Raw genomic sequence first — 24,804 nt, forward strand, 5'->3', positions numbered from 1 at the left:
GGCCGATCCGCCGCATCAGGCGCGGCAGGTCGCGCAGGATGGCGCTAAGCCCCATCAGTGCGATCTCGCTGCCGTCGAACAATGGCGCCAGGCCGAGCGCCTGCAAATGGCGGCCGCCGATGCCGACAAGCCGAACTTCGCGCCCGGTCATGCGCTTGAGCGCCTGCACAAGGTCGGCGCCAAGCAGGTCGCCGGACTCCTCGCCGGCGACGACGGCTATCTTCAACGGCCGCTCATTCGCCATGCGCCGGCTCCGCAGCAGGCAGGCCGATTACGAACAGGCCGAGCGCATTGGCACGTCCGATGGTGGCGGGACCTTCGAGCACTAGCGAGCGACCGGCTTCGACGGCAATGCCGGCCAGTCCGGCGGCATGCGCCGCCTCGACGGTCAGCGGGCCGATGGAGGGCAGATCGGCACGCAGTTCCTGACCGGGCTTGGCGCATTTGACCAGAACACCTCGGCTCCCGCCGGCCAGCCTGCCGTGCCCGCGCAACTCCCTTGTCCGCTCGAGCAGCCCGTCGGTGCCTTCGACGCCTTCCAACGCAATGGCGCGGCCGCCGACCGCAACAGCCGCTTGGCCGATATCCAGCGCGCCGATGGCTTTTGCCGCCGCGTGCGCCGCCTCGATGTCGCGCCAGTCGGATTTGCGTGGCGCCGCCTTGGTCAGCAGGCCTTCGGCGGCGACCAGCTCCGGCACGATCTCGTGAGCGCCAACGACCTTGATGCCGCTGCGCTCGATCCTGCGCACGAACAGTTTCAGCACCGTATCGTCCCCCCGGGTTACACCGACGAAGAGGCTGGGTAGCCACGCGAGCAGGCCCAAATTGAGGCGCATGGCGCTCAGCCTGGGGCGGCGCGTGATATGACCCGCGGTTACGAGATGCGTAACGTGATGCCGCTTAAGGATCGGCAGCAGCGAGCCAACGTCTTCCAGCCTCAAGGTTGCCTGCTCATAGGGCTCGAAATCGGCTATGCGATCTACCTCGCCGGCCGCCATCACGACGAAGGGCAATTTGCCTTGCCGGGCGAGCGCTCGGGCAATTTCGACCGGGAGACTGCCGCCGCCGGCGATGATGCCGACCTTGGCATCTGGCGCGAGATCAAGGCCCTTTCCGGCAGCCTCAATCTTCGTCATCTGCCCTCAGTCTTCATCATCGGTATCGTCGCCGTCGCTACCCTTGAGCGACGGCACGGCGTAGTGCCGCTTGCCGCGACCGGCGATGAAGTCGACGATCTTCATGGCAGTCGGCGACGAGGCGAATTCCGCCTTGGCGAATTCGATGTTTTCGCCGACGGTCCGGGAGCGATCGAAGATCGTCTTGTAGGCTTTGCGCAGCAAGTGGATCTCCGAACGCGGCAGGCCGGCGCGCTTCAAGCCAATGATGTTGAGACCGCGAAGGCTGGCACGGTTGCCAACGGCGATGGCGTAAGGAATGACGTCGCCGACGATCGCCGAGCAACCGCCGAGAAAGGCGTTATCGCCGATGCGGACAAACTGATGAACCGCGGTAAGGCCGCCGATGTAGACATTGTTACCGACTTCGCAATGCCCGCCTAACGTCGCTTGATTGGCGAAGGTGGCGTTCTTGCCGACCACGCAGTCATGGGCAATATGGGCATAGGCAAGGAAATTGCCGTTGTTGCCGATCGTCGTCTCGCCGCGGCTGGAATCGGTGCCGACATGCATGGTGACACCTTCGCGGATCGTGCAGTTCTCGCCGATCACCAGCGTGGTACGGCCGCCCTTGTGCTTGGTGTTCTGCGGCGGCCCGCCCAGTATCGCCATCGGATAGACCTTGGTCGATGCACCGATGGTGGTCGCGCCAATCACCGAGACATGGCTGACCAGTTCGACGCGGTCGCCGACCACGGCGTCGGGGCCGACGTGACAGAAGGGCCCGATGCGGGCGCCTTCGCCGATTTGGGCGCCTGCCTCGATGACCGAGGATGGATGGATGACTGTCTGGATTTTCATTAGCATTCGTTTGTCAGCCGCTTGCGACCATCATCGCCGAGATCTCGGCTTCCGCCGCCTTGGCGCCATCGACGAGGGCCTCGCAAGCGAATTTGAGAAGATTGCCGCGTTTCTTGATTTTCTTCACATGAATTTTCAGCTGGTCGCCTGGAACGACCGGCTTGCGGAACTTGGCATTGTCGATGGTCAGGAAATAAACCAGCGACGGTTTTTCGGTACCAAGGCTGCGGATGCAGATGGCGCCGGCCGTCTGCGCCATCGCCTCGATGATCAGCACGCCGGGCATGACCGGCTGGTCGGGGAAATGACCTTGGAAATGCGGCTCGTTTATGGTGACGTTCTTGATGCCGATGGCGGATTCGTCGCCATCTATGTCGACAATACGGTCGATCATCAAGAACGGATAGCGGTGCGGCAGGAGCTTCATCAGCCGCATTATGTCAACCGCTTCGAGCGTCGCCGCTGCGATGTCAGCCATTTCCCCCCTCACCCTGTTTGCGCGTCCGTGCAAGTCTGCGCAAGGCCGCTATCTCGCGCATGGCTTCCGCCATCGGCTGCGCCGGATATCCTCCCCAAATCTCACCGGCAGGCACATTGCTCATAAACCCGCTTCTTGCCGCAAGCTTGGCCCCGGACCCGATGGTCAAATGATCCGCAAGGCCGACACCGCCACCCATGGTGACGTTGTCGCCTACCGTCACGGAACCGGAAATACCCGAAAGCCCGGCTATTATGCAATTGCGGCCGATGCGAACGTTGTGCGCGATCTGCACCAGATTGTCGATCTTGGTGCCCTGGCCGATGATCGTGTCGGACATGGCGCCGCGATCGACGGTCGTATTCGACCCGATCTCGACGTCGTCCTGAATGATGACGCGGCCGATCTGCGGAACCCGCTCCGGACCCTTGGCGCCGGCCACGAAACCGAAGCCATCCTGGCCGATCCTGGCACCGCCATGGATGATGACGCGATTGCCAATCAACGCATATTGCACGCTGGCACCTGGACCGACATAGCCGTCGCGGCCAATCTGCGAAGACGGACCGATGACCGCATGCGGGGCAATGACGGTCCCGCTGCCGATGGCAGCGCGAGGTCCGATGATCGCACCCGCTTCGATGATCGCGCCGGCCTCGACATGGGCGGTCGCATCGATATGGGCGTGCGGCGAGATACCGGTTTCGCCGGTCATCGGTCCAGGCGTTGCAGCCGCCGGAAAAAGCAGACGCCCGACCATTGCGAAGGCCTGCTGCGGGCGCGGATGCACCAGCACCGCGATGCCCGCCGGCGCCTTGCCGGCAAATTCGGCAGGGCAGAGAACCGCCGCCGCCCGCAGTGACTGCATCAGGGCGAAATTGCGCCTGCCATCGACGAAGACAAGGGCGTTCTCGCCGCCTTCGTTGGCGGGCGCCAGAGCCTCGATCGATACGTCGGAGAGACCGGAATCAACAAGCGTCGAGCCGGTCAGATTCGCGACTTCGCCGGCCGTATACCGGCGTGAGGGCGCGAAGAACACCGGATCGGTCATTCCAGAAGCAATATCCAGCTAGCGCATGACCCGAAAATCGGAAATCGACCCTCGGAAAGGATCATGCGCAAATCAAAGTGCTACAACGTCCTTTGCGCGTCCGATAGGACGCGCTGCGCTGTAGTATCGCATCACTGCCATCCGGATCCAAACGAGCCGGAAGCATCATTGCCCGCACATCAGAAGCGGGTCGATATGCCGAAGTTGAATTCCTGCACGTCGTCGGTCTTTTCCTTCTTGACCGGGATCGCATAGTCAATGCGGATCGGGCCGAAAGGCGATGCCCACATCAAACCGACACCGACGGAAGCGCGCCATTCCATGCCGGTTGTCGAAGGATTGACAAGGCCACTTGCGATTTTGCTGCCGTAGAGCGTTGCCGCATCGGCGAACACAGCACCACGCAAACCGAAGCTTTCGGGGATGACCGGCAGCGGGAACTGCGCTTCCGCCGAGGCATTGAAGTAGGTGGTGCCGCCGAGATGGTCATTGCTGTTGTCCGAAGCAACCGGGCCGATGCCGCCGTATTCGAAACCGCGGATCATACGGTCGCTGCTTTGGAAATGGTCGAAGACGCGCAGATCGCCGTTGCCATAGCCTTGGACATGGCCGGCGCCGCCCGAAATGAGGCCCACCAGGTCCAATTGTTCGGACAGCGTCTGATAAATGCTGCCGCGCGCCGTGACCTTGATGAACTTGGCGTCGCCGCCGAGGCCGGCCACTTCCGTGCCGACATTGGCATAAATACCGTCATGCGGGTTCTTCATGTCGTCGATGGTATTGTAGATCAGGCCGAGACTGACCGAAGACTTGAGCCATGGGCTCTCGTTAACGCCGTTTTGGATCGCCTGGGACACGTCGCAACCGGCCGCTGGGTCGCAGCCCTCATCGAACTCGTACTTCTCTTGCGCAATATTATAAGCGAGTTGCGTCGAGATATTGTCTGTGATCGGCAGGCCGAAGCGAACGGTCGCGCCTGTCGTGTCGCTGTCGTAATGGTCGTAGTTTCGGCTCTGCTTGTAGATGTCGAAGCCGGCCGCGATGCGGCGTCCGAGGAAATAGGGTTCGGTGAAAGAGAAGCTGTAGTCGCGCGAGTTCTTGCCACCGCCCGCTGCCACCTTGATGAATTGGCCGCGACCGAGGAAGTTGCGCTCACTGACGGAACCTTCGACGGACGGACCTGACGTTTCACCGCCGCTCGAATAACCGGCGCCGACGGTGAACTCACCGGTCGATTTCTCGACCACATCCACCACCAGCACAACCTGATCCGGCTCAGAACCCGGAACGGTGGAAATTTCGACTTTTTCAAAATAATCGAGCGCTTCCAGCCGCCTCTTCGCGCGCTGGATGAGGACCTGATTGAAAGCGTCGCCTTCGCTGACATCGAACTCGCGGCGAATGACGTAGTCGCGCGTCCGATCGTTGCCGCGAATCTCGATGCGCTCGATATAGGCCTTGGTGCCCTGATCGACCGTATAGACCACCGAGATCGTGTGGTTTTCGAAGTTGCGGTCGCCGCGCGGCGTCACCTGGGCGAAGGCATAGCCGGATCCAGCGACCTTTTCGGTCAAGGCGATGATCGTGTCCTCGACGTTCTTGGCGTTGTAGACATCGCCCTTGTGGGTCTCGACCACCGATTCGAGCGACTTGGCGTCGACCTCGGGGATCGTGCTTTCGACGCTGACATCCCCGAACGTATAACGCTCGCCCTCCTGCACCGTGATGGTGACGGTGTATTTGTTGGTTGTGTCGTCGAGTTCGCCGACAGCCGAGACGACCTGGAAGTCGGCATAGCCGTGATTATAATAGAAGCGGCGCAGCAGCTCCTGGTCGGCGCGCAGCTTGTCCTCGTCATAAACATCGTCGCGCAGCACGAACGACAGGAAGGACGAACGCTTGGTGGAGATGATGTCCGACAGCCGGCGGCTCGAATAGGCGCTGTTGCCGACGAAATTGATCGCCGCAATCTGGGTGCGGCCGCCTTCGTTGATGTTGAAGACCACATTTACCCGGTTGTCGCCGAGATCCATGATCTGGGTGGTCACGGCGGCATCGTCGCGGCCGATACGCCGGTATGCGGCCTTGACCGCCTCGACATCGGCGTCGAGCTGTTGTTGCGAGAAGGTGCCGCGCGGCTTCAATTGCACCGCGGCCTCAAGCGCGTTGTCCTTAAGCTTCTTGTTGCCCTGGAACAGCACCTGGTTGACGACCTGGTATTCGGACACCTTGATGACCAGCGTCGATCCGACCTGGTTGATCTGCACATCCGAAAACAGCCCGGTGCCAAACAGCGCCTTGACCGCATCGTCGATATCCGAACTGGAAAACGCCTTGCCGGGCTTGATCGTCACGTAATTGCGGATGGTGTCCGCGTCGACACGCTGATTGCCGGTGACTTCGACTCTGGAGACGACAGCCGCCTCGGCGGCCGATGTGGCAACGAACTGCACTGCGAGCGCGCCTGGTACAACCAGAGCGGCGGACATAGCCACCGCGGACGCGGCGCTCAGAAACTTGGATGCTGCCTTCATCGGGCTTTTGTACCTTTTCTCGAAGTCCCCACGGCGAGAAAACCGGACGTGCGGTAATTTCCCCTACCGTATTAACCGGATTTTCCCTACACGCAAGGCTTCTGGTTAATTTGTATTTACTTAACCCTGAGGCGTGGCTTTCGCGTCACGCATATCCCCACGCATGGTAAACGGCGTCTCAACATTGCTCGTGCCGAAGCCAAATTCCTTCATGATTTCAGCACCCAAACAGATCGTTCCAGAAAACAAAGCCCATGAACCCGAGCACCAATATGAGGCCGCTTCGGTAAGCCATTTCCATCATGCGTTCGGACACCGGCCGCCGGATGACAGCCTCCACGCCGTAGAACAGAAGATGCCCTCCGTCGAGGGGGGGAATCGGCAAAAGGTTGAGAATCCCTATCCCGACTGACAGGAATGCAACAAGCTGCACGAGCCATTCAAAGCCGAGCTTTGCCGCCTGACCCGACATCTTGGCGATCTTGATGGGGCCGCCCAGCTGGCACTTGTCCTCGCGACCGACAACGAAACGTTGCAGGAACTGGCCGGTACGCTGGATGACGTGTCCGGTTTCCTGGACCGCTGCCCCGACCGCCCCGGCCGGACTATAGGTGATCAGCCGTGGCTGGCCGAGTTCCTTGTTGTTGACGACGCCGATCACGGCCACCTGGACCTTGTTGCCCAGTGCGTCTTGTTGTTCCATCAAGCGCGGCGTCGCCGTGACGGTGATTTCCTTGCCGGCGCGTAACATGACGAAGGTGATGCTGTCGCCGGCGCGGCCAGAGACCAGACGCTGGACGTCGGCAAAGGTCTCGACCTTGCTGCCGTCGACGCTGACGAATCGGTCGCCGGGCATGATGCCGGCCGCGGCGGCCGGACTGCCGACGGTGACCTCAGCCACCATCGGCTCCAGCACGGGCCGGCCATGGACGGAAAACAGCACGGCAAAGACGGCGATCGTCAGCAGGAAGTTGAACAGCGGCCCCGCCACGACGGTCGCCGCCCGCTTCCAGATCGGCTGCGTGTGGAAGGCAACCTTGCGTTCTTCGAAGCTCAGCGCCTCGATCTCCTCCGAGCTGGGCTGGCTCGACGTCGCGTTCATGTCGCCGACGAACTTGACGTAGCCGCCGAGCGGTATGGCGCAAAGCTTCCAGCGCGTGCCGCGGCTATCGTTGAAGCCGATGATCTCTGGGCCGAAACCGATCGAAAAGGCTTTTGCGCCGATACCGCACCAACGCCCGACGAGGTAATGGCCCATTTCGTGGACAAAAACGACCACGGTCAGCACGAACAGGAAAGGCACCAGCGTGCCGAGGACAAAGCCCTCTGTGCTGAAAACCGCGTGAAAAATCTCGTTCAATTCATGCCCTCAAATTCATCCACGGCACAGATCACGCCGCGACTGTGACATCAATCCAGGCGAATCCATGACGCAGCCCCGCGCCGGCCCACCGACGATGCCGTTCAAACCGGAAACAGCCCCTGTGCCGGATGGTCGGCGGTCGCGGAAATCCAGCCGATGACGTATAGGGCGAAAGCCGCCGCGACAAGCCCATCTACCCGATCCATGATGCCGCCATGGCCGGGTATCAGCGTGCCGGAATCTTTACGGCCGTGGCGTCGCTTGACCCATGATTCGAACAGGTCGCCGGCCTGCGCGACAATCGAAAGCACCAGTGCGACCACGCCAAGCACGACGAGGTTGCCCGTTCCGGCTACGGCGGCCAGAAGCAGCCCGGCCACTACGCCGCCGACCACCCCACCGAGCGCCCCGCTCCGCGTCTTGCCCGGCGAGATCGACGGCGCCAGCCTTGGACCACCGATGGAGCGGCCGACGAAATAGGCAAAGATATCGGTCGCCCAAACCACGGCGAATAGGAACAGAATGGCCAGCAGCCCTGAATGGTCGCCGTCACGCAAGAAGGCCAGCGACAAGCCGGACACGGCCGCATAGGCAAGGCCGGATGCTTCCCACGGTCCTGCCCTGCGCATGGAAGAAGCGACGGCAGTGACAGCAACCAGAGCCGCGACGAGCGGCAGCAGCAAAGACGCAGGCAGGCCGGCGACGAGGGCACCAATAAAGACCACGATCAGCGCCTCGGGCAGAAAGCCGAGACCTGCCGTGGCACCAGCACCTGCCGGGGCAACGGGGCGGCTCATCCGCGTCCACTCGTAGAAGATCACCGCCGCCATGGCGGCGCAAAGCAACCGGAAGGACAGTCCGCCGAGCCAGGTCAGGGCAAGCGTGACGATGGCAAGCACGACGGCCGAAATGACCCGGAGTTGGAGGTTGCTCATTCCTCAGCCTGAGGCGACATCTTGGGCGGCAAGTCCGCCGAAGCGGCGCTCGCGGCCGGCGAAATCGCGCAGTGCATCGGACAGGTGCTCGCGACTGAAGTCGGGCCAGTAGCAAGGCAGGAAAACGAGTTCGCTATAGGCGGCCTGCCATAACAGGAAGTTGGACAGCCGAAGCTCGCCGCTGGTGCGGATGACCAGTTCCGGGTCCGGAATGCCCTCTGTATCGAGCGAGCTGGCAAAGGAATCGGCCGTGATCGCCTCGCTCTCGATCTCACCGCGCGCCGCCGCCGCTGCGAGCTTGCGCGCGGTGCGCACGATCTCGTCGCGCCCGCCGTAATTGAAGGCAATGACCAGTGTCAGCGCCTCGTTGCTGAGAGTGAGCGTTTCGGCTTCCTCGAGCAGCCCCCTTATGTCGGGCTGCAGCCCTGCCCTGTCACCGATGACCCTGATCCGCACCCCACTCTGGTGCAGATCGGCGAGGTCACGTCGGATGAAAAGCTTCAGCAGGCCCATGAGGTCGCTGACTTCGGATTTCGGCCGTGACCAGTTTTCCGACGAAAAAGCGTAGACGGTCAGGAAGGAGATGCCGAGGCCGGGGGCGGCGCGAACTGTCTTGCGCAGCGCCTCGACGCCGGCGCGGTGACCGGCCAGCCGCGGTAAGCCGCGCGCCTTGGCCCAGCGTCCGTTTCCGTCCATGATGATCGCGACATGCGCGGGCGTTGCCATATTCTCGCTTCCGGGCCAGGCGTGGCCAGACCCTAGACCTGCATGATTTCCGCTTCCTTGTCGGAAAGCAGGTGGTCGATGGTGCTGATTGTCTCGTCGGTCAGTTTCTGAACCTGGTCGGCCCGTTTGCGATGGTCGTCCTCACTGATGTCGCCGTCCTTTTCCGCCTTTTTCAGAAAGTCCATGCCGTCCCGGCGAACGTGGCGTGCGGCGACGCGGGCATTCTCGGCATAACCGTGCGAGATCTTGACCAGCTCCTTGCGGCGCTGTTCGTTGAGCTCGGGCAGCGGAATCCTGAGATTGGTACCGTCGACGATAGGATTGAAGCCGAGATTGGCTTCACGGATGGCGCGGTCGACTGCGCTGACCATCGACTTGTCCCAGACCGAAACCGAAATCATGCGCGGTTCCGGCACCGACACTGTTGCCACCTGGTTGATCGGCATGGTGGTGCCATAGGCCTGCACCTGGACGGCATCGAGCAGGTTGCTCGACGCGCGGCCGGTGCGCAGCGAAGCCAGATCATGCTTGAACGCGGCGATCGCCCCGTCCATGCGCCGTTTGAGATCGTCGTACTCGCCACTCATCATCGTCTCCTCGACCCGTTAACCCGGGTTCACTGCTTAGGCCCTGTTCGAGCCTCATCCGCAACCGGTCCCTTTCGGGTTCATGGTCCGGTCAATCGTCTGCGACAACCGTGCAACGGCCGCCGCCCCTCAGGATATCGCCGAAGCCACCCTTCTCGTGGATCGAATAGACGATTATCGGAATGTTGTTTTCGCGCGCAAGTGCAATCGCCGCCGTATCCATGATCGAAAGCCCGCGTTTGATGACTTCGTCATGGCTGATCCGCTCGAAACGTGTCGCATGCGGGTCCTTCTTGGGATCAGCCGAATAGACACCATCGACCTGGGTGCCCTTGAACAGAGCATCGGCGCCGATCTCGGCGGCGCGAAGGGCTGCAGCCGAATCGGTGGTGAAGAACGGATTGCCGGTGCCGCCGGCGAAGATGACGACCTTGCCCTGGTTCATGTAGGCGGTCGCCTGACGCTGCGAAAAACTTTCGCAAAGCTCGGGCATGGCGATCGCCGACAGCACCACGGCGTCGACGCCGATCTTGTTGAGCGAGGTTCGCAGCGCCAGCGAATTGATAACCGTGGCAAGCATGCCCATATGGTCGCCGGTGACGCGGTCTCCGCCTTTTGACGCAACCGCGACGCCACGGAAGATGTTGCCGCCGCCTATGACGACACCGACTTCGATGCCCAATGCGCGGGCCTCGGCGATGTCGGCGGCGATGCGGTCGACCACCGATACGTCGATGCCGAAATGCTGCTCGCCCATCAACGCTTCGCCCGACGCTTTCAGCAAGACACGTCGGTAGAGGGGCTTCACCGTCATCTGGTCCTCGTCATCGCGCGTGTGACGCGTTTCGGTGCGCCCCGAAACACTGGGCGTTCCGATACACGAAGGGCGCCGCGCTGTCACGCGGCGCCCGAGCCGGAAAGTTGAGATCGTGGACCGGGATAGCCGTCAGCTCACGCCGGCAAAAGTGCCTCGCATGAGCAGATCCGGCAGATAGCTTGCCGGCTTACCGCCAACCGCCTGCCCACCGGTCAGGCCGCCTTGTATTTCAGGACCGAAGAACGAATACGGAAAGGGCGTGACCGGCCGGCTCACCGCATCGAGCCGTGCCCGAAGATCTTCGGGAATGTCGAAATCAAGCGCGCCGAGATTGTCCTTGAGCTGGTCAAGCCTGGTGGCGCCAACGATGACGGACGCAATGCCTGGCCTGTTTGCCGTCCAGTTCAGGGCGACCTGGGCCATGCTGCGGCCGAGCTGGCCGGCAACCCTCTCCAGTTCGGCGACGATTTGCCAGTTGCGATCGGTGAATTTCTGGAAACCGGGATTGGTCGAACCACGCATTGTCTCCAGCCGGCCACCATCCTCGACGATTGTATCGAAACGGTATTTTCCGCTGAGCAGGCCGCTGGCCAATGGACTCCAGACCATGATTCCGGCGCCATAGCGCGTGCCGAACGGCACGAACTCGTGCTCGATGTTGCGCTCGGCCAGCGAATATTCGAGCTGAAGCGCCGAAACCGGTTCATAGCCGCGATGCTCGGCGACGGCCTGCGCCCGGCTTGCGTACCAGGCCGGCACGTCGGACAGACCGACATGCCGGATCTTTCCGGCGCGCACCAGATCGTCCAGCGTCCGCATCACCTCCTCCGGCGGCGTCAGCCTGTCCCAGGTATGGAGGATATAGAGGTCGATGTAGTCGGTGCCGAGCCGCTTCAGCGAACCGTCTATCGCCCGCAGGATGTTCTTGCGGCCGTTGCCCCCGGCGTTCGGGTTGCCCGGTTCGGCGTTGTAGGTGAATTTGGTACTGATCACCGCCTTGTCGCGCAGCCCACGCTCGGCGATGAATTCGCCGAGCCAGGTTTCGGCCGTGCCACCGGTATAGAGATCGGCGGTATCGAAGAAATTGCCACCGGCTTCGACATAGGCATCAACCAAGGCGCGCGCGGTTTCCTTCTCCGCGCCCCAGCCCCATTCCGTGCCGAACGTCATGGTGCCGAGCGCCAGGCGGGTGACACGCAGCCCGCTGTTGCCGAGCGTGTAGTAGGACATGGTCATGGATTTTCTCCTGAAGTTTGAAAAGCGGGATTGAGGTCTTGCCTGGGATACGCAGTCAGGCCTTGGCCAGCGCATCGACCACCACCTGGAAGCGGCGCGGATCGAAATAATCGTGGTAGGCGCTGATCAGACCGCTCTTGAAGTGGAAAATCGCAATATTGCTGTTGGTGTATTCAGTGCCGCCGATCAGCACCGCGCGGTTCTTGTACTCAACGACGATCGCGTCCGAATCCGCTGCCGGATAGATGGCTGTCAGCTGCGAATCGAAGGATTCGAAATTGCCGAAGAGGCCTCGGAAGGCCGCCAGGATCGCGGCCTTACCATCGATGCTGTTTCCAAATCCTGCCGGCGGGTAGAAGACAAGTATACGGCCATCTTCAGCCCAAAGGTCGCCCCATGCCTCAATGTCCTTGCGGTGCATCAGATCAAAGAATTTACGCACGGTCTCGAGATTACGGGTTCGTTCGGAATCGAGGTCGGTCATTAGACGTCTCCTTGGCTGCTCGGCGATTGCCGTGTGATGCAGCCAAAGATGCGCCGTCCTTTCCCCACCGATAAGATTGCATTATCCGAATGGACTATGCGATATCATGCATGAATGGATCGCGATCTGCTTAGCCACCTACCTATAATCGTTGCCGTCGCGCGGCGTGGCGGCTTCGCGCCGGCAGCCGCCGAGCTCGGCATGAGCCCGTCAGCGGTCAGCCATGCGGTTCGGCTGGTAGAGGAGCGAATCGGCCAGCCGTTGTTTGCCCGCACCACGCGCAGCGTCTCGCTGACCGAGGCTGGCACCGCGCTTGTCGCTGCGGCGGAGCCGGCGCTGGAAGACATTGCCGACCGGATCGAACGTATCCGCTCTGTCATAGGCCGGGCAAGCGGACTGCTCAGGATCAACGCGCCGCGTTTGGCGCTGCCTCTGGCGCTGATGCCCATCCTGACGGCGATGGCGGAACGTTACCCTGACGTGACGGTGGAGATCGTCACCGACGAACGTCTGAGCGATATCGTCGGCGAGGGTTTCGACGCCGGCATCCGGCTGGGCGAGATGATCGCCGAGGATATGGTGACGGTGCGACTGACAGGGCCTTTCCGCAGCATCATCGTTGCCTCGCCGGCCTATGTCGGCCGGCGCGGGCGGCCATGGGCGTTGGCCGATCTCGCCGCGCACAACTGCATCGGCTATCGGCTGTTGCGATCACGTGCGCTCTATCGCTGGGATCTGTCCGATCAGGGCAAGGATATCAGCGTCGAGACACGCGGCAGCGTGGTCGTCAGCGATCCGCTGTCGGCAAGGGAAATGGCGCTTGCCGGCATCGGCCTCGCCTATCTGTTCGAGCCGCTTGTCAAGCCCGACATCGAGGCAGGCCGGCTGGTCGAAGTCCTTGGCGAGGCATCGATCGAGGAACCGGGACTGTTCCTCTATTTCCCGCGCCGCGCCGCGATGGCCCCGAAGCTCCGCGCCTTCATCGACACCGCGCAAGAAATCGGCCGGGCATCCTCGCGGATACCCGGCCGAAAAAGCCTTTCAAACGAATAGTTACTTCTTGACCGCTGCCGCGACTTCCGCCGCGAAATCGGTCTCTTCCTTCTCGATGCCCTCGCCGAGCGCGAAGCGCAGATAGGCAGCGATTTTGGCTGGCGCGCCGATTTCGCTTTCGGCATCCTTCAGCGCCTTCTCGACGGTAATGTCGGGATTGAGCACGAAAGCCTGCTTGAGCAGCACGACCTCTTCATAGAACTTGCGCAAACGGCCTTCGACCATCTTCTCGATGATCGCTTCCGGCTTGCCGGACTGGCGCGCCAGGTCGGCGAAGATCGCCTTCTCGCGTTCCACTGCGGCCGGATCGAGCTCTTCGGTGGTCAGGGCCATCGGATTGGTGGCAGCGACATGCATGGCAACCTGACGGGCGAAGGCGTTGGCGGCATGCGCGTTGCCTGTCGTCTCGATGGCCACCAGCACGCCGAGCTTGCCAAGGCCGTCGGCGACCGCATTGTGAACGTAGGTTGCGACAGCGCCGTGCTCGACGGTGAGCTTGGCCGAGCGGCGGAAGCCCAGATTCTCGCCGATGGTGCCGACAGCGTCCTTGATGGTCTCGGCGACCGACTTGCCCGAGCCCGGATAGGGAGCGGCGGCAACGGCCTCGGTCTTGCCGCCATAGGCAAGCGCGACCTTCGCGACATTGGCGACGATCTCCTGAAACGCAGCATTGCGGGCAACGAAGTCCGTCTCGGAATTGACCTCGACGATCGCTGCCTCGCGGACCCCGGAATCTACGCCGATCAGGCCTTCGGCAGCGGTACGGCCAGCCTTCTTGTCGGCCTTGGAAATGCCCTTCTTGCGCAGCCAGTCGATGGCTTCTTCCATATTGCCGTTGGTCTCGTTCAACGCCGCCTTGCAGTCCATCATGCCCGCGCCGGTCAAGTCGCGGAGTTCTTTGACCTGTGCAGCCGAAATGCTCATTGTCGCCTCTTTGTCTAAATGCACTGACGCACCATCGATTTTCGATGATGCGCCTGGTGCCGGTAGCGCTTACCGCGCCAACATATTGGAAAGATGAAGGCCGCAGCCGGCCTTCGCTACTATGCTTCCGGGGTCTGGGCTGCCGGGCTCTCGGCGCCCGGGGTCTGATCGAGCGCCGGCTCGACCGGAGCCTCGACCGATGCGCCGATATCGACACCGAGCGCGCCCTGCTGACGGGCGATGCCGTCGATAGCTGCCTTGGCGATCAAATCGCAATACAGCTGGATGGCGCGGGCCGCGTCGTCATTGCCGGGGATCGGGAAGTCGATCTTGTCCGGGTCGCAGTTGGAATCGATGATGGCAACGACCGGGATGCCGAGACGCTTGGCCTCGAGAATGGCGATCGCTTCCTTGTTGGTGTCGATCACGAACATCAAATCGGGCGTCGAACCCATATCCTTGATGCCGCCCAGCGCCTTGTCGAGCTTCTCACGCTCGCGGTCGAGGTTGAGGCGCTCCTTCTTGGTCAGGCCCTGAGCCTCGCCGGCCAGCATTTCGTCCAGCTTGCGCAGGCGCTGGATGGAATTCGAGATCGTCTTCCAGTTGGTCAGCATGCCGCCGAGCCAGCGCGAGTTGACATAGTACTGGGCCGAGCGCTGCGCGGCATCGGCGACGATGTCGGAGGCCTGGCGCTTGGTGCCGACGAACAGCACGCGGCCGCCCTTGGCAACAGTGTCGGAAACCTGCTTCAGCGCCTGGTGCAGCAAAGGCACCGTCTGCGAGAGGTCGATGATGTGTATGTTGTTGCGGGCGCCGTAGATATAGGGCGCCATTTTCGGGTTCCAGCGGTGGGTCTGGTGGCCGAAGTGAATGCCAGCTTCCAATAGCTGGCGCATGCTGAAATCAGGCAGAGCCATTCTTATTTCCTTTCCGGTTAGCCTCCACGGACACAGGCATTTTTGGACTTTGTCCTCGAACGCCACCGGAGGTTTCAGCCGGATTTCTCCCGGGCAGACACCAAAGTCCGTGTGTGGAATGAGCGCGCATATAGAGGGGAAGCGCGACAAACGCAAGCGTTGTGGCGTCTGTGTTTCAGCGTGCGGCGATCAGCGCACCGGTGTCATCGCCGCATCTTCCCCTTCGGCACCCGCACACGCCGGAAAACAGCGACGATCTCCTCGCGGCTGCATTCGATGGCGCCTAGCCGCACTGCGCGGTCGCGCTCGAACCCGGTTATGTCATAATGCGGTGCCGATGTCTTCGGCGGTCCTTGGTAGGACGCGCGCTTGATGCCGAGCTGCCCGGCAAAGCGATGCAGTTCGTCGGTGTCGTCTGCCAGCAGATGACACCAGCGGTGGCCGACCCATTTCCAGATCGCCGCATCGACATAGACCGCCATGAGGCTTGCCGCACTCCTTCATCTTGCGCCGACCAACACATCGCTAACGATGATAGAAGGGATTGGCATAGAAAATGAAGCCGCCGCCGGCCTCGAGTTGCGTCATCGTCCTGGTGACGGTCTCCTGCATCCGGTCGTGCAGTTCGGCGAGTGCCTCCTCGACGGAGCCTTGATAGGCGTGCAAGCCTAGCGGCTCCGGTACCCGGACATAGGCGCGGCGTGGGCCTGCCGGCTGCGGCACGAATCGGTTGATCGAATCGCGCAGCGTACCCTTGCAATAATCGTTGCGGATCCGCTTCAAATGTTCGGCGATCTCCTCCTGCGTAATGCGCGGGTTGGCTGAAGCCCACGGCCCGACACGCTGCACGCGCTGGATTGTATCCGCCAGCATTCGGACCTGCTTCTGGCTTCCACTGCCATCCGTGTTTTCCCGCAGCCAGCGCCGCGAACGGCGCAAAAGGTCGGCATTGTCGAGCGTGCCGGCGTCGACCGAGACAAGTTCGGCAAGGCGACGGCCGAGTTCGGTCAGCAGGTCCTTTTGACGTGCGTCATACGAAGCCCGCTCATCGGACCGCAGGCCATATGCAGCCTCATCGCGCGACAGCAACGTCGCATAGATATGATGGATGCGCTCGGGCAGCGAATCGGCGGCACGGCGTTCGATCTTCAGGCTGTGCTCGACATAGGCGCATTCCTTTGCCAGCACTGCCTCGACATTCCCCGTGAAAGCAAGCTTCCAGATCACGGGCGCGATCCAAACCTTGAAATCCGGATCCGTCAGGCGGCCGCGCTTCAGCGCCTCGAACCCCATTTCGACCGCGCCCGGCAGCAGCGGGGCAATGATGTTGGCATGCCAGCCGACACCGCCTTCGGGATGCAGGAGCACGCCGTGCCCCTTCAGCGCCCAGGCCACCGAATGTTCCTTGGCCGCCGCGCTGTTGCCCGGGATTTGCGCGATCAGATTGTTGGCCAACCAGAATTTCTGCATCAGCCGGCCAAGCCCGTTGACGACGCCGTGCGTGGCCCAGGATGCCGCCAGCGGGCTTACCCGCGAGACGACCTCCTTGTCGATCATCCAGTCGGTAAAGAATTCGGGATGGTTGGGCGTGATGAACGTCGCCTTGCCCGCGCCGCAACAAGCCTTCAGCCTTTGCCGGTCATCCTCCGGAAAATCGATGTGGCGGACATTGGCGACGCCGCGCAAACCGGCCAGACGGTTGAATGGCAACAGGTCGCGAAAGCCTGGAATGCCGTGCAGCATGACAATCCGGTTGACGAATGTCATAGCGTTGATCAGCGTCGCATTGGGCCGCGGCGCCACAAAAACGTCGATCCTGCTCAACCTGCTCCCCCGCGGCGCATACCGTCATAAGACGTTGATAGGCAATTGCGGCATGCTCAAGTCGATGCGACTTGCCCCGCAAGATTAAGCGCTACTATCCCGGATAGCGGCCGGCGGCTTGCCGTTCACTCGAGCTTATTTAGACGGGCAGGTCTTTGGCTGATCGAACAGCGACAGATTGACCAGTTTGCCGGTCATCGAGAACTCGCCATAGTCCATGACGAGATCGCGCGTGATGCCGTTCTTGTGCAGCTTGAAGCTGATCCGGTATTCCGGCACCTCCTCGCCGCCTTTGTCGGCATCATCGAAATAGGCGATGTCGACCGGCCAGTATTTGTCGGTGGCGAGCTTGGCCAGCGCCGGCGCTTCCGGATCGGCATTGTCGGCATCGGCTTGCTTGCCGACGACGACGGTGGTGGTCACCACCTTGTTGGCATCCTCAGAGCCGTCGAACAGGTTGGTTTCGTAGAAACGCTCGCCCTTTTCCGCCTTGCCGATCATTTCGACCATTTGCTGGGTCGGGAACTGGGTCGGCGCGAGTTCCAGGCTGTTCTTCTCGGGCTTGTCGATATCGACCTTGAGACCGTTGGCTTCCTTCGTTGCGGTACCCTTGACCTCCTTGTCGAGGTTCTGGTCGACAAAGGATTTGTTCACGAAGGAGAAGGTCTTGCCCTCGGCATCCTCGAAGGTGGTCATCTGCTGGTCGGTCAGCCTGGTGTTGTCGCTGGTTACGATCTGGGTCACCAAACGGAACTTTACCGTATAGCCCTCGCAAGGCGAGCCGTTGAACTCGTAGACCATGCGGCCGGTGATGCCGGTAATGCCGGAACGGTCTGAAGCCTTGTCGAGTGAAATGTCGTAAACAGCACGATGCGCCTGCAGCGCAGGCACCGCAAAAGCGGGAGCCGCCCAGGAAGCCGCTGTCAACAGAACGGCGTTGAATGCGAGGCGCGTTGCGCGCATGGGGTGCTCCGATCATCGCGGCTAATGGCAAGCCGCATGGAAAGATGGTCCAGCTTAAAAAAAGTCGTGGCGGAAGCGAGGCAAAAATAGCAATTTCGGCCCGGCCTGCGCGGCACCTTCAAGCAATAGGGAAATAGCATGAGCGAAACAATCGAAAAGCGGCTAAGCGATCTCGGCGTGACGCTGCCGGCCGCCGCCGCGCCCGCCGCCAATTACGTGCCCTATTGCCGGACCGGCAATCTGCTGTTCACCGCCGGGCAGTTGCCGCTCAAGGAGGGCAAGCTCCAGGCGAGCGGACTGCTTGGCCGCGATGTCGACACCGCGACCGGCAAGGAAGCCGCAAAATACTGTGCGATCAACATATTGGCCCAGGCTCAGGCGGCACTTGGCGATCTCGAGAAAATCCGTCGCTTGGTGAAGATCACCGTCTTCGTCGCCTCGGCACCGGATTTTGTCGAACAGCATCTGGTTGCCAACGGCGCCTCGGATTTTCTCGCCGCCGTGCTCGGCGATCGCGGCAAGCACGCTCGCTCCGCCGTCGGCACCGCCTCCCTGCCGCTTAATGCCGCAGTGGAAATCGAAGCGATCTTCGAAGTCGAATGACCGGGACTGCAACCATGACCGATCTTTCCTGGCTGACCGCCCGGCCCGTCGCCCATCGCGGCCTCCACGACATGAACAAGACGCGCTGGGAGAACACCCTTTCCGCCTTCGCTGCGGCGGCCGAGCGCGGCTACGCGATCGAATGCGACGTGCACCTATCATCCGACGGCGTCCCCGTCATCATCCACGATGGCGATCTGCGGCGGCTGACCGGCGAGGACGGCTTCGTCTGGCAGCGTACGGCTGCCGAGATCACGGCGCTGAAGGTCGGCGGCACCGCCGACCATTTGCCGACGCTGCAGCAGGCGCTTGATCTGGTCGACGGCCGTGTGCCGATGGTTGTCGAGCTGAAAGGTGCTGCCGGGCACGACGAAGGCCTGGTCGAAAGCGTCGGCAAGATGCTCAAGCATTACAAGGGCAAGACCGCGATCATGTCGTTCGACCATTGGCTGATCCGCGAGTTCCCGAAATATGCACCCGGCATACCCGGCGGGTTGACCGCCTACGGCAACGACAACCACCTGATCGAGGCGCATTTCGCCATGCTGGCGCATGACATCGCCTTCACCTCCTACGCTGCCGGCGACCTGCCGAACCGGTTCGTCTCCTTCGTGCGAGAGAGACTCGGCATGCCGGTGATCACCTGGACCGTGCACGACCAGCCTGCCGTCGACCTGACCTTCAAATATGCCGACCAGATGACGTTCGAAGGATTCGAGCCCGATCTGGTACGGCTCGCCTGAGCGGGCTTGTATGGGTCCGCAGCGAGCTTAAGTAAGCCTCATGGATCAAGGGGACGACTGCGAAAGACAAACGGCGAATGCGGAGCTGTCGATCCGCATCGCCGCGGGCATCGGCGCCTTTACCAGCGCTGAATGGGACAGCCTCGGCGGCACTACACGCGGCGATGCAGAATACGGCTACAACCCGCTTGTTTCATTCGCTTTTTTGAGCGCGCTGGAAGATTCCGGCTGCGCTGTTCGGCGCACCGGCTGGCAAGGCCATCACCTCAGGCTGGAAACCGCGCGAGGCAAGCTGCTCGGGGCGGTCCCCTGCTATCTGAAGTCGCACAGCCAGGGCGAATATGTCTTCGACCATGGCTGGTCGGACGCGTTCGAACGCGCCGGCGGGCGCTACTATCCGAAGCTGCAATGCGCGGTGCCGTTCACACCCGTCACCGGCCCTCGCCTGCTGGTCGGCAGGGGCGAGGACAGCCCCACCGTCAAGGCCGGTCTTGCGGCCGGCCTGAAGGCGGTGACGGATAAGCTCGGCGTGTCTTCCGCGCATGTTACTTTCGCGCCGGAGGACGACGTCCAGATATTGGCGGCGGCCGGCTTCCTTCATCGCACCGACCAGCAGTTTCACTTCTTCAACGAAGGCTTTTCGAGCTACGACGATTTTCTCGCAACGTTAGCCTCGCGCAAGCGCAAGGCAATGAAGAAAGAGCGGCGCGAGGCCCTCGCCGACGGCATCTCGATCGACTGGCTGACCGGCAAGGATTTGACCGAAAAGGCCTGGGACGACTTTTTCGCGTTCTACATGGATACCGGCAGCAGGAAATGGGGCCGGCCCTACCTCAACCGCGATTTCTTCTCGCTGATCGGCGAACGCATGGCCGACGACATCCTGCTGGTCATGGCCAAACGCAACGGGCGCTACATAGCGGGCGCCATCAACTTCATCGGCTCAGACGCGCTCTACGGCCGCAATTGGGGCTGCATCGAGGACCACCCATTCCTGCATTTCGAGGTCTGCTACCATCAGGCAATCGATTTCGCCATCTCGCGCAAGCTGAAGGTGGTTGAAGCCGGTGCGCAGGGCGAGCACAAGCTGGCGCGCGGCTACCGGCCCGTGACGATGCATTCGGCGCACTACATCGCCCATCCAGGTCTGCGCAATGCAGTGGCCGACTACCTCCAGCGCGAGCGGCGCGAAGTCGAGCGGATGAGCGAATATCTGGAAGAGCACACCCCGTTCCGCAAGGACATGGCGGAGTAGAGCAGCGAGACCCAGTCGCTCAGCCACGCGGGCCGCATGGCCGATGTCGGCCGATCGTCTTGCCCGCCCGGAATAGCTTCGCTACACGAGACAGCGAGCCAAGAACCGGAGCGCGCGCCATGGCCGAAGCAACCTATGACAGCAGCAACATCTTCGCAAAAATCCTGCGCGGAGAAATCCCTTCGCACCGCATCTACGAGGATGACGCGGTCATCGTCTTCATGGATGTGATGCCGCAAGGACAGGGTCACACGCTGGTGGTGCCGAAAGCGCCGTCGCGCAACCTGCTTGACGCGGATCCGGCGGCGCTTGGCCCGCTCTTCGCTCACGTCCAGAAAGTTGCGCGGGCCGTAAAGAAGGCCTTCGATGCCGATGGCGTCACGGTTATGCAGTTCAACGAACCAGCTTCGGGGCAGACCGTTTTCCACCTCCATGTCCATGTCATTCCGCGCTTCGACGGCATTCCCTTGAAGCCGCACAGCGGACAGATGGAAAAGCCTGAAGTCCTGGCCGAAAACGCCGGCAAGATACGGATGGCGCTGGCAAGCTGAACCGGCGCAACCGCTCTGGCGGACGCCGGGCGGTTAACCGGAAAATGTCATAAAAAAAGCCCCGTTGCCGGGGCTTTTTTGACTTGCGGATTCGTCAGTTCTTACGCGGCAGTTGCGGCACAAGGCTGCGCTTGCCACCGTCCTTGCCTTTCGGCTCCGGCTTCTGCGCCACCGCCTTTTTCGCGGCGGGCTTCTTCGCCACGGCCTTCTTGGCCTTCGGCACGTCGTCCGGCTCTTCCTTCTTCGGCTTCACCGGCGCCTCATCGGCGAGCGATTCGAGCTTCAGGCCGGTCTCGCCGGTTTCCTTCTTCTCGACGGTGACACGCACCGTGCCGCCCTTCTTGAGCTTGCCGAACAGCACCTCGTCGGCCAGCGGCTTCTTGATGTGCTCCTGGATGACACGGCCAAGCGGCCGGGCGCCCATGCGCTCGTCATAGCCCTTGTCGGCCAGCCATGCGATTGCATCCTGCGACAGGTCGAAGGTCACGCCACGCTCGGAAAGCTGTGCTTCCAGCTGCATGACGAACTTCTGCACCACCTGATGGATGACCGGCACCGGCAGCGAGCCGAACGGAATGATCGCATCGAGACGGTTGCGGAACTCCGGCGTGAACAGCCGGTTGATCGCCTCGACATCGTCGCCTTCGCGCTTGGTCGAACCGAAACCGATGGCCGCGCGCTGCGCGTCGGACGCGCCCGCATTGGTGGTCATGATCAGGATGACATTGCGGAAGTCGATCTGCTTGCCGTTGTGGTCGGTCAGCTTGCCGTGATCCATGACCTGCAACAGGATGTTGAACAGATCCGGATGCGCCTTCTCGACTTCGTCCAGCAACAGCACGCAATGCGGATGCTGGTCGACGCCGTCGGTCAGAAGGCCGCCCTGGTCGAAGCCGACATAGCCGGGAGGCGCGCCGATCAGCCGTGAAACGGTGTGGCGTTCCATATATTCCGACATGTCGAAGCGGATCAGCTCCACGCCGAGCGAGGCGGCGAGCTGCTTGGCCACTTCCGTCTTGCCGACACCGGTCGGGCCCGAGAACAGGTACGAGCCGATCGGCTTTTCCGGTTCGCGCAGGCCGGCCCGCGCCAGCTTGATGGCCGAGGTCAGCGCGGTGATCGCGGTGTCCTGGCCGTAAACGACGCGCTTCAACTCGATGTCGAGGCCTTGCAGCACCTTCTCGTCGTCGGCGGAAACTGTCTTCGGCGGGATGCGCGCCATCGTGGCGATCGTCGCTTCGATCTCCTTGATGCCGATGGTCTTCTTGCGCTTGGCTTCCGGCACGAGCATCTGCGAGGCGCCGGTCTCGTCGATCACGTCGATCGCCTTGTCCGGCAGCTTGCGGTCGTTGATGTAACGCGCCGAGAGTTCGACCGAAGCCTTGATCGCCTCGCTCGTGTAGCGGACCTTGTGGAACTCCTCGAAATAGGGCTTGAGGCCCTTCATGATCTCGATGGCGTCCTCGACGGTCGGCTCGTTGACGTCGATCTTCTGGAAGCGCCGCACCAGCGCGCGGTCCTTCTCGAAGAACTGACGGAACTCCTTGTAGGTGGTCGAGCCGATGCAGCGGATCGCGCCGGACGACAGCGCCGGCTTCAACAGGTTCGACGCATCCATGGCGCCGCCAGAGGTGGCCCCTGCCCCGATCACGGTGTGGATCTCATCAATGAACAGCACGGCGCCGGGATAATCCTCGAGCTCCTTGACGACCTGCTTCAGCCGCTCCTCGAAATCGCCGCGATAGCGGGTGCCGGCCAGTAGCGTGCCCATGTCGAGCGCGAAGATGGTGGCATTGTGCAGCACTTCGGGAACGTCGCCCTCGACGATACGCTTGGCGAGGCCTTCGGCGATTGCCGTCTTGCCGACGCCGGGATCACCGACATAGAGCGGGTTGTTCTTGGAGCGGCGGCACAGCACCTGGATGGTCCGGTTGATCTCGCTCTCGCGACCGATCAATGGATCGATCTTGCCGGCCTTGGCCTTGTTGTTCAGGTTGACGCAATAGGCAGTCAGCGCGTCCTGCTGCTGCTTCTTCTTGCCGCCTTCCTCTTGCGGCTCGGCCCCGCTCTGGCCGCCTTGCTCGTCGTCGGCGCCGCGCGGCGTCCGCGTCTCGGAAGCGCCGGGGCGCTTGGCGATGCCATGCGAGATATAGTTGACCGCGTCGTAGCGGGTCATCTGCTGTTCCTGCAGGAAGTAAGCGGCGTGGCTCTCGCGCTCAGCGAAGATGGCGACGAGCACGTTGGCGCCGGACACCTCCTCGCGACCTGACGACTGCACATGGATCACCGCGCGCTGGATGACGCGCTGGAAACCGGCAGTCGGCTTGGAATCTTCATCGTAGCCGGTGACGAGGTTGTCGAGCTCGGTGTCGATATAGGTGAGGACCGTATGCTTCAACTCGTCGAGATCGACGTTGCAGGCACGCATGACGGCCGCCGCCTCGGTGTCGTCGATCAGGGCGAGCAGCAAATGTTCAAGGGTTGCATATTCATGGTGCCGCTCATTGGCGAGCGTCAGCGCTTGGTGAAGCGCCTTTTCCAGGCCTTGGGAGAAAGCCGGCATGTTACCTCACTTCTTCTCCATCACGCATTGCAGCGGATGCTGATTCTGTCGGGCGAAATCCATGACCTGAGCCACTTTGGTCTCGGCCACCTCGAATGTATAGACCCCGCACTCGCCCACCCCATGATTGTGAACATGAAGCATTATGCGTGTGGCGGCTTCGCGGTCCTTCTGGAAAAAGCGCTCCAGCACGTGGACCACGAATTCCATGGGTGTGTAGTCGTCGTTAAGAATGAGGACCCGATACAGACTGGGCTTCTTGGTCTTGGTTTTTGTGCGCGTGATGACGGCCGTGCCGCGACCGGCCTCATTGCCGTTGCTGCCGTTCTGCATTCGCACCACGTAGCTCGTGGCAGTCAAACCTGTAGTCACGTAGTCCTGCCTCTTTCGAATCCTCATGCATGCTCGACATGTAGGTGTTCGATGGACGATTTTAAGCCCTTCTGTTTAGCTGACAATATGGCTAGGTGGCCAAACTTGACCGATTTTTCAAATCGTGAAGACCGCAGGCCCCCGATTTCGAGCTGGCATGAAAAAACCCGGCCGCGCGTTCGCGACCGGGTCTGTCTTTGCAAGCCCAGGGGCCGGCTCGGAATGTTCGTCGAATTTACTTCGCCTTGGCGACGATCGATTCGAACGGCTTGTAGGCTTCCTTGGCGAGTTCGGCATAGAGATCGCCAAGCTTGGTGGCTTCGGTGACGAAGCTCTCATAGGACTGCTTGGCATAGTCGGACTGGATATCGATCGCCTTGTCCAGCGACTTGGCGGAAAAGAGCTTCTCAACAGCGGCGCTACCGGCTTCGAAGCTTTTCTTGGTGTACTCGCCCGCCTCGGCGGCGATAGCCTGCGCACCCTTGGACAGCGAGGCGAAGCTCTTCAATCCGGTGTCCGCAAATTCCTTGCCGTATTTGCTGAAATCTTCATAGGTCTGGGTCATTTCACGCATTCCCTTGAACGGTTGCCTTGGACGATAGACGCGGCTTGTCCGGGCCGCGTTGTGCAATGCGTGTAAATATATTGTGCAGTGCACAAAGTCAAGATTCCCGCGGCAATGCGGATCGTGAGCTGCCGGCAATCGCTAAGATTCGAATAAAGCGAAGCTCAATCCCACAGAAAATGGTGAACGCGGCGGTTACCATAAACGGATTGGTAACGCTGCCCGCGTTAGCGTGGCCGGAGGTGAGGCAGGACCCTTTGCCGCCTCCAAGGCAACGGAAATTC

General features: G+C 61.6%; 25 protein-coding genes and 1 pseudogene. 5 read left to right on the forward strand and 21 right to left on the reverse strand.

The window, feature by feature from the left end:
• From NKI17_RS20600 to NKI17_RS20660, 13 genes and pseudogenes are all read right to left on the reverse strand, one after another.
• Positions 1-244, reverse strand: a pseudogene (locus tag NKI17_RS20600) (lipid-A-disaccharide synthase); the annotation flags it as partial.
• A complete protein-coding gene (locus tag NKI17_RS20605) occupies positions 234-1,136 on the reverse strand; it encodes an LpxI family protein (RefSeq protein WP_352448825.1) in 903 nt (300 codons plus the stop codon). The pseudogene NKI17_RS20600 and the gene NKI17_RS20605, both read right to left, overlap by 11 nt.
• A gap of 6 nt (positions 1,137-1,142) precedes the next feature.
• The gene (gene lpxA / locus NKI17_RS20610; RefSeq protein ID WP_352906749.1) at positions 1,143-1,976 is read right to left on the reverse strand and encodes an acyl-ACP--UDP-N-acetylglucosamine O-acyltransferase; all 834 of its coding nucleotides are present in this window, start codon (positions 1,974-1,976) and stop codon (positions 1,143-1,145) included.
• A 13-nt stretch (positions 1,977-1,989) separates the two neighbouring features.
• Complete coding sequence (gene fabZ / locus NKI17_RS20615) at positions 1,990-2,454, reverse strand: 3-hydroxyacyl-ACP dehydratase FabZ (RefSeq protein WP_023674942.1); 465 nt, start codon at positions 2,452-2,454, stop codon at positions 1,990-1,992.
• Positions 2,447-3,505 (reverse strand): UDP-3-O-(3-hydroxymyristoyl)glucosamine N-acyltransferase, encoded by a 1,059-nt coding sequence (gene lpxD / locus NKI17_RS20620; RefSeq protein WP_352448823.1) that lies wholly within the window; start codon positions 3,503-3,505, stop codon positions 2,447-2,449. The genes fabZ and lpxD overlap by 8 nt, the downstream gene beginning before the upstream one ends.
• Positions 3,506-3,684: 179 nt before the next feature.
• Positions 3,685-6,039 carry an outer membrane protein assembly factor BamA gene (bamA, locus tag NKI17_RS20625; RefSeq protein ID WP_352906750.1) on the reverse strand — a complete coding sequence of 785 codons (2,355 nt, stop codon included), beginning with the start codon at positions 6,037-6,039 and terminating at the stop codon, positions 3,685-3,687.
• 217 nt (positions 6,040-6,256) lie between these two features.
• Positions 6,257-7,399, reverse strand: coding sequence for an RIP metalloprotease RseP (gene rseP / locus NKI17_RS20630; RefSeq protein ID WP_352906751.1), 1,143 nt, complete (start codon positions 7,397-7,399; stop codon positions 6,257-6,259).
• A 104-nt stretch (positions 7,400-7,503) separates the two neighbouring features.
• Positions 7,504-8,337 (reverse strand): phosphatidate cytidylyltransferase, encoded by an 834-nt coding sequence (locus tag NKI17_RS20635; protein ID WP_352474281.1) that lies wholly within the window; start codon positions 8,335-8,337, stop codon positions 7,504-7,506.
• Between the two features lie 3 nt (positions 8,338-8,340).
• A complete protein-coding gene (locus NKI17_RS20640; protein WP_352906752.1) occupies positions 8,341-9,063 on the reverse strand; it encodes an isoprenyl transferase in 723 nt (240 codons plus the stop codon).
• 32 nt (positions 9,064-9,095) lie between these two features.
• A complete protein-coding gene (gene frr, locus NKI17_RS20645; protein WP_084640965.1) occupies positions 9,096-9,650 on the reverse strand; it encodes a ribosome recycling factor in 555 nt (184 codons plus the stop codon).
• A 91-nt stretch (positions 9,651-9,741) separates the two neighbouring features.
• Positions 9,742-10,464 (reverse strand): UMP kinase, encoded by a 723-nt coding sequence (gene pyrH, locus NKI17_RS20650; protein ID WP_023674934.1) that lies wholly within the window; start codon positions 10,462-10,464, stop codon positions 9,742-9,744.
• A gap of 132 nt (positions 10,465-10,596) precedes the next feature.
• Positions 10,597-11,703: an aldo/keto reductase gene (locus tag NKI17_RS20655; RefSeq protein WP_352568697.1), complete on the reverse strand. Its 1,107-nt coding sequence runs from the start codon at positions 11,701-11,703 to the stop codon at positions 10,597-10,599.
• Positions 11,704-11,758: 55 nt separating this feature from the next.
• On the reverse strand, positions 11,759-12,187 hold the full coding sequence (locus tag NKI17_RS20660) for a nuclear transport factor 2 family protein (protein WP_352624878.1): 429 nt from the start codon (positions 12,185-12,187) through the stop codon (positions 11,759-11,761).
• Positions 12,188-12,301: 114 nt separating this feature from the next.
• Here NKI17_RS20660 and NKI17_RS20665 point away from each other — a divergent pair, with 114 nt between their 5' ends.
• Positions 12,302-13,240 carry a LysR family transcriptional regulator gene (locus NKI17_RS20665; protein ID WP_352624880.1) on the forward strand — a complete coding sequence of 313 codons (939 nt, stop codon included), beginning with the start codon at positions 12,302-12,304 and terminating at the stop codon, positions 13,238-13,240.
• Here NKI17_RS20665 and tsf read toward each other — a convergent pair whose 3' ends face one another.
• From tsf to NKI17_RS20690, 5 genes are all read right to left on the reverse strand, one after another.
• Positions 13,241-14,164, reverse strand: coding sequence for a translation elongation factor Ts (gene tsf, locus NKI17_RS20670; protein ID WP_352906753.1), 924 nt, complete (start codon positions 14,162-14,164; stop codon positions 13,241-13,243). It lies immediately after the preceding gene.
• Between the two features lie 119 nt (positions 14,165-14,283).
• On the reverse strand, positions 14,284-15,081 hold the full coding sequence (gene rpsB, locus NKI17_RS20675; RefSeq protein ID WP_352568701.1) for a 30S ribosomal protein S2: 798 nt from the start codon (positions 15,079-15,081) through the stop codon (positions 14,284-14,286).
• 203 nt (positions 15,082-15,284) lie between these two features.
• The gene (locus tag NKI17_RS20680) at positions 15,285-15,563 is read right to left on the reverse strand and encodes a DUF4031 domain-containing protein (protein ID WP_352471792.1); all 279 of its coding nucleotides are present in this window, start codon (positions 15,561-15,563) and stop codon (positions 15,285-15,287) included.
• A 43-nt stretch (positions 15,564-15,606) separates the two neighbouring features.
• A complete protein-coding gene (locus NKI17_RS20685; protein WP_352754763.1) occupies positions 15,607-16,905 on the reverse strand; it encodes a lysophospholipid acyltransferase family protein in 1,299 nt (432 codons plus the stop codon).
• A gap of 135 nt (positions 16,906-17,040) precedes the next feature.
• Positions 17,041-17,868, reverse strand: a complete 828-nt coding sequence (locus NKI17_RS20690; protein WP_023674927.1) for a cell envelope integrity EipB family protein — start codon at positions 17,866-17,868, stop codon at positions 17,041-17,043.
• Between the two features lie 138 nt (positions 17,869-18,006).
• Here NKI17_RS20690 and NKI17_RS20695 point away from each other — a divergent pair, with 138 nt between their 5' ends.
• From NKI17_RS20695 to NKI17_RS20710, 4 genes are all read left to right on the forward strand, one after another.
• Positions 18,007-18,471 (forward strand): RidA family protein, encoded by a 465-nt coding sequence (locus NKI17_RS20695; protein ID WP_352448812.1) that lies wholly within the window; start codon positions 18,007-18,009, stop codon positions 18,469-18,471.
• A gap of 14 nt (positions 18,472-18,485) precedes the next feature.
• Entirely contained in the window at positions 18,486-19,214 is a 729-nt protein-coding gene (locus tag NKI17_RS20700) for a glycerophosphodiester phosphodiesterase (RefSeq protein WP_023674925.1), read from the forward strand.
• A gap of 40 nt (positions 19,215-19,254) precedes the next feature.
• Complete coding sequence (locus NKI17_RS20705) at positions 19,255-20,469, forward strand: GNAT family N-acetyltransferase (protein ID WP_352705692.1); 1,215 nt, start codon at positions 19,255-19,257, stop codon at positions 20,467-20,469.
• Between the two features lie 119 nt (positions 20,470-20,588).
• Positions 20,589-21,020 (forward strand): HIT family protein, encoded by a 432-nt coding sequence (locus tag NKI17_RS20710; RefSeq protein WP_352575014.1) that lies wholly within the window; start codon positions 20,589-20,591, stop codon positions 21,018-21,020.
• A gap of 94 nt (positions 21,021-21,114) precedes the next feature.
• Here the strand turns inward: NKI17_RS20710 and clpA are convergent, their stop codons facing one another.
• The 3 genes from clpA to NKI17_RS20725 form a co-directional block, all read right to left on the reverse strand.
• Entirely contained in the window at positions 21,115-23,583 is a 2,469-nt protein-coding gene (clpA, locus tag NKI17_RS20715; protein WP_352906754.1) for an ATP-dependent Clp protease ATP-binding subunit ClpA, read from the reverse strand.
• A gap of 6 nt (positions 23,584-23,589) precedes the next feature.
• Positions 23,590-23,916 carry an ATP-dependent Clp protease adapter ClpS gene (clpS, locus tag NKI17_RS20720; protein ID WP_023674921.1) on the reverse strand — a complete coding sequence of 109 codons (327 nt, stop codon included), beginning with the start codon at positions 23,914-23,916 and terminating at the stop codon, positions 23,590-23,592.
• 274 nt (positions 23,917-24,190) lie between these two features.
• Positions 24,191-24,520 (reverse strand): phasin family protein, encoded by a 330-nt coding sequence (locus tag NKI17_RS20725; RefSeq protein ID WP_352471661.1) that lies wholly within the window; start codon positions 24,518-24,520, stop codon positions 24,191-24,193.
• Between the last annotated feature and the right edge of the window lie 284 nt (positions 24,521-24,804).

Source organism: Mesorhizobium sp. M0816 (assembly GCF_040320005.1).
In the GTDB taxonomy this organism is placed as follows: domain Bacteria; phylum Pseudomonadota; class Alphaproteobacteria; order Rhizobiales; family Rhizobiaceae; genus Mesorhizobium.

Excerpts from the sequence above, each read along its gene's own strand:
- NKI17_RS20635 (WP_352474281.1), bottom strand. The coding sequence starts at position 8,337 with ATGAGCAACCTCCAACTCCGGGTCATTTCGGCCGTCGTGCTTGCCATC.
- NKI17_RS20660 (WP_352624878.1), bottom strand. The coding sequence starts at position 12,187 with ATGACCGACCTCGATTCCGAACGAACCCGTAATCTCGAGACCGTGCGT.
- NKI17_RS20710 (WP_352575014.1), top strand. The coding sequence starts at position 20,589 with ATGGCCGAAGCAACCTATGACAGCAGCAACATCTTCGCAAAAATCCTG.
- NKI17_RS20665 (WP_352624880.1), top strand. The coding sequence starts at position 12,302 with ATGGATCGCGATCTGCTTAGCCACCTACCTATAATCGTTGCCGTCGCG.
- rpsB (WP_352568701.1), bottom strand. The coding sequence starts at position 15,081 with ATGGCTCTGCCTGATTTCAGCATGCGCCAGCTATTGGAAGCTGGCATT.
- lpxD (WP_352448823.1), bottom strand. The coding sequence starts at position 3,505 with ATGACCGATCCGGTGTTCTTCGCGCCCTCACGCCGGTATACGGCCGGC.
- clpA (WP_352906754.1), bottom strand. The coding sequence starts at position 23,583 with ATGCCGGCTTTCTCCCAAGGCCTGGAAAAGGCGCTTCACCAAGCGCTG.
- NKI17_RS20695 (WP_352448812.1), top strand. The coding sequence starts at position 18,007 with ATGAGCGAAACAATCGAAAAGCGGCTAAGCGATCTCGGCGTGACGCTG.
- NKI17_RS20655 (WP_352568697.1), bottom strand. The coding sequence starts at position 11,703 with ATGACCATGTCCTACTACACGCTCGGCAACAGCGGGCTGCGTGTCACC.
- lpxA (WP_352906749.1), bottom strand. The coding sequence starts at position 1,976 with ATGAAAATCCAGACAGTCATCCATCCATCCTCGGTCATCGAGGCAGGC.
- bamA (WP_352906750.1), bottom strand. The coding sequence starts at position 6,039 with ATGAAGGCAGCATCCAAGTTTCTGAGCGCCGCGTCCGCGGTGGCTATG.
- NKI17_RS20640 (WP_352906752.1), bottom strand. The coding sequence starts at position 9,063 with ATGGCAACGCCCGCGCATGTCGCGATCATCATGGACGGAAACGGACGC.
- NKI17_RS20705 (WP_352705692.1), top strand. The coding sequence starts at position 19,255 with ATGGATCAAGGGGACGACTGCGAAAGACAAACGGCGAATGCGGAGCTG.
- tsf (WP_352906753.1), bottom strand. The coding sequence starts at position 14,164 with ATGAGCATTTCGGCTGCACAGGTCAAAGAACTCCGCGACTTGACCGGC.
- frr (WP_084640965.1), bottom strand. The coding sequence starts at position 9,650 with ATGAGTGGCGAGTACGACGATCTCAAACGGCGCATGGACGGGGCGATC.
- NKI17_RS20700 (WP_023674925.1), top strand. The coding sequence starts at position 18,486 with ATGACCGATCTTTCCTGGCTGACCGCCCGGCCCGTCGCCCATCGCGGC.
- pyrH (WP_023674934.1), bottom strand. The coding sequence starts at position 10,464 with ATGACGGTGAAGCCCCTCTACCGACGTGTCTTGCTGAAAGCGTCGGGC.
- NKI17_RS20725 (WP_352471661.1), bottom strand. The coding sequence starts at position 24,520 with ATGACCCAGACCTATGAAGATTTCAGCAAATACGGCAAGGAATTTGCG.
- NKI17_RS20680 (WP_352471792.1), bottom strand. The coding sequence starts at position 15,563 with ATGGCGGTCTATGTCGATGCGGCGATCTGGAAATGGGTCGGCCACCGC.
- NKI17_RS20690 (WP_023674927.1), bottom strand. The coding sequence starts at position 17,868 with ATGCGCGCAACGCGCCTCGCATTCAACGCCGTTCTGTTGACAGCGGCT.
- fabZ (WP_023674942.1), bottom strand. The coding sequence starts at position 2,454 with ATGGCTGACATCGCAGCGGCGACGCTCGAAGCGGTTGACATAATGCGG.
- NKI17_RS20605 (WP_352448825.1), bottom strand. The coding sequence starts at position 1,136 with ATGACGAAGATTGAGGCTGCCGGAAAGGGCCTTGATCTCGCGCCAGAT.
- clpS (WP_023674921.1), bottom strand. The coding sequence starts at position 23,916 with ATGCAGAACGGCAGCAACGGCAATGAGGCCGGTCGCGGCACGGCCGTC.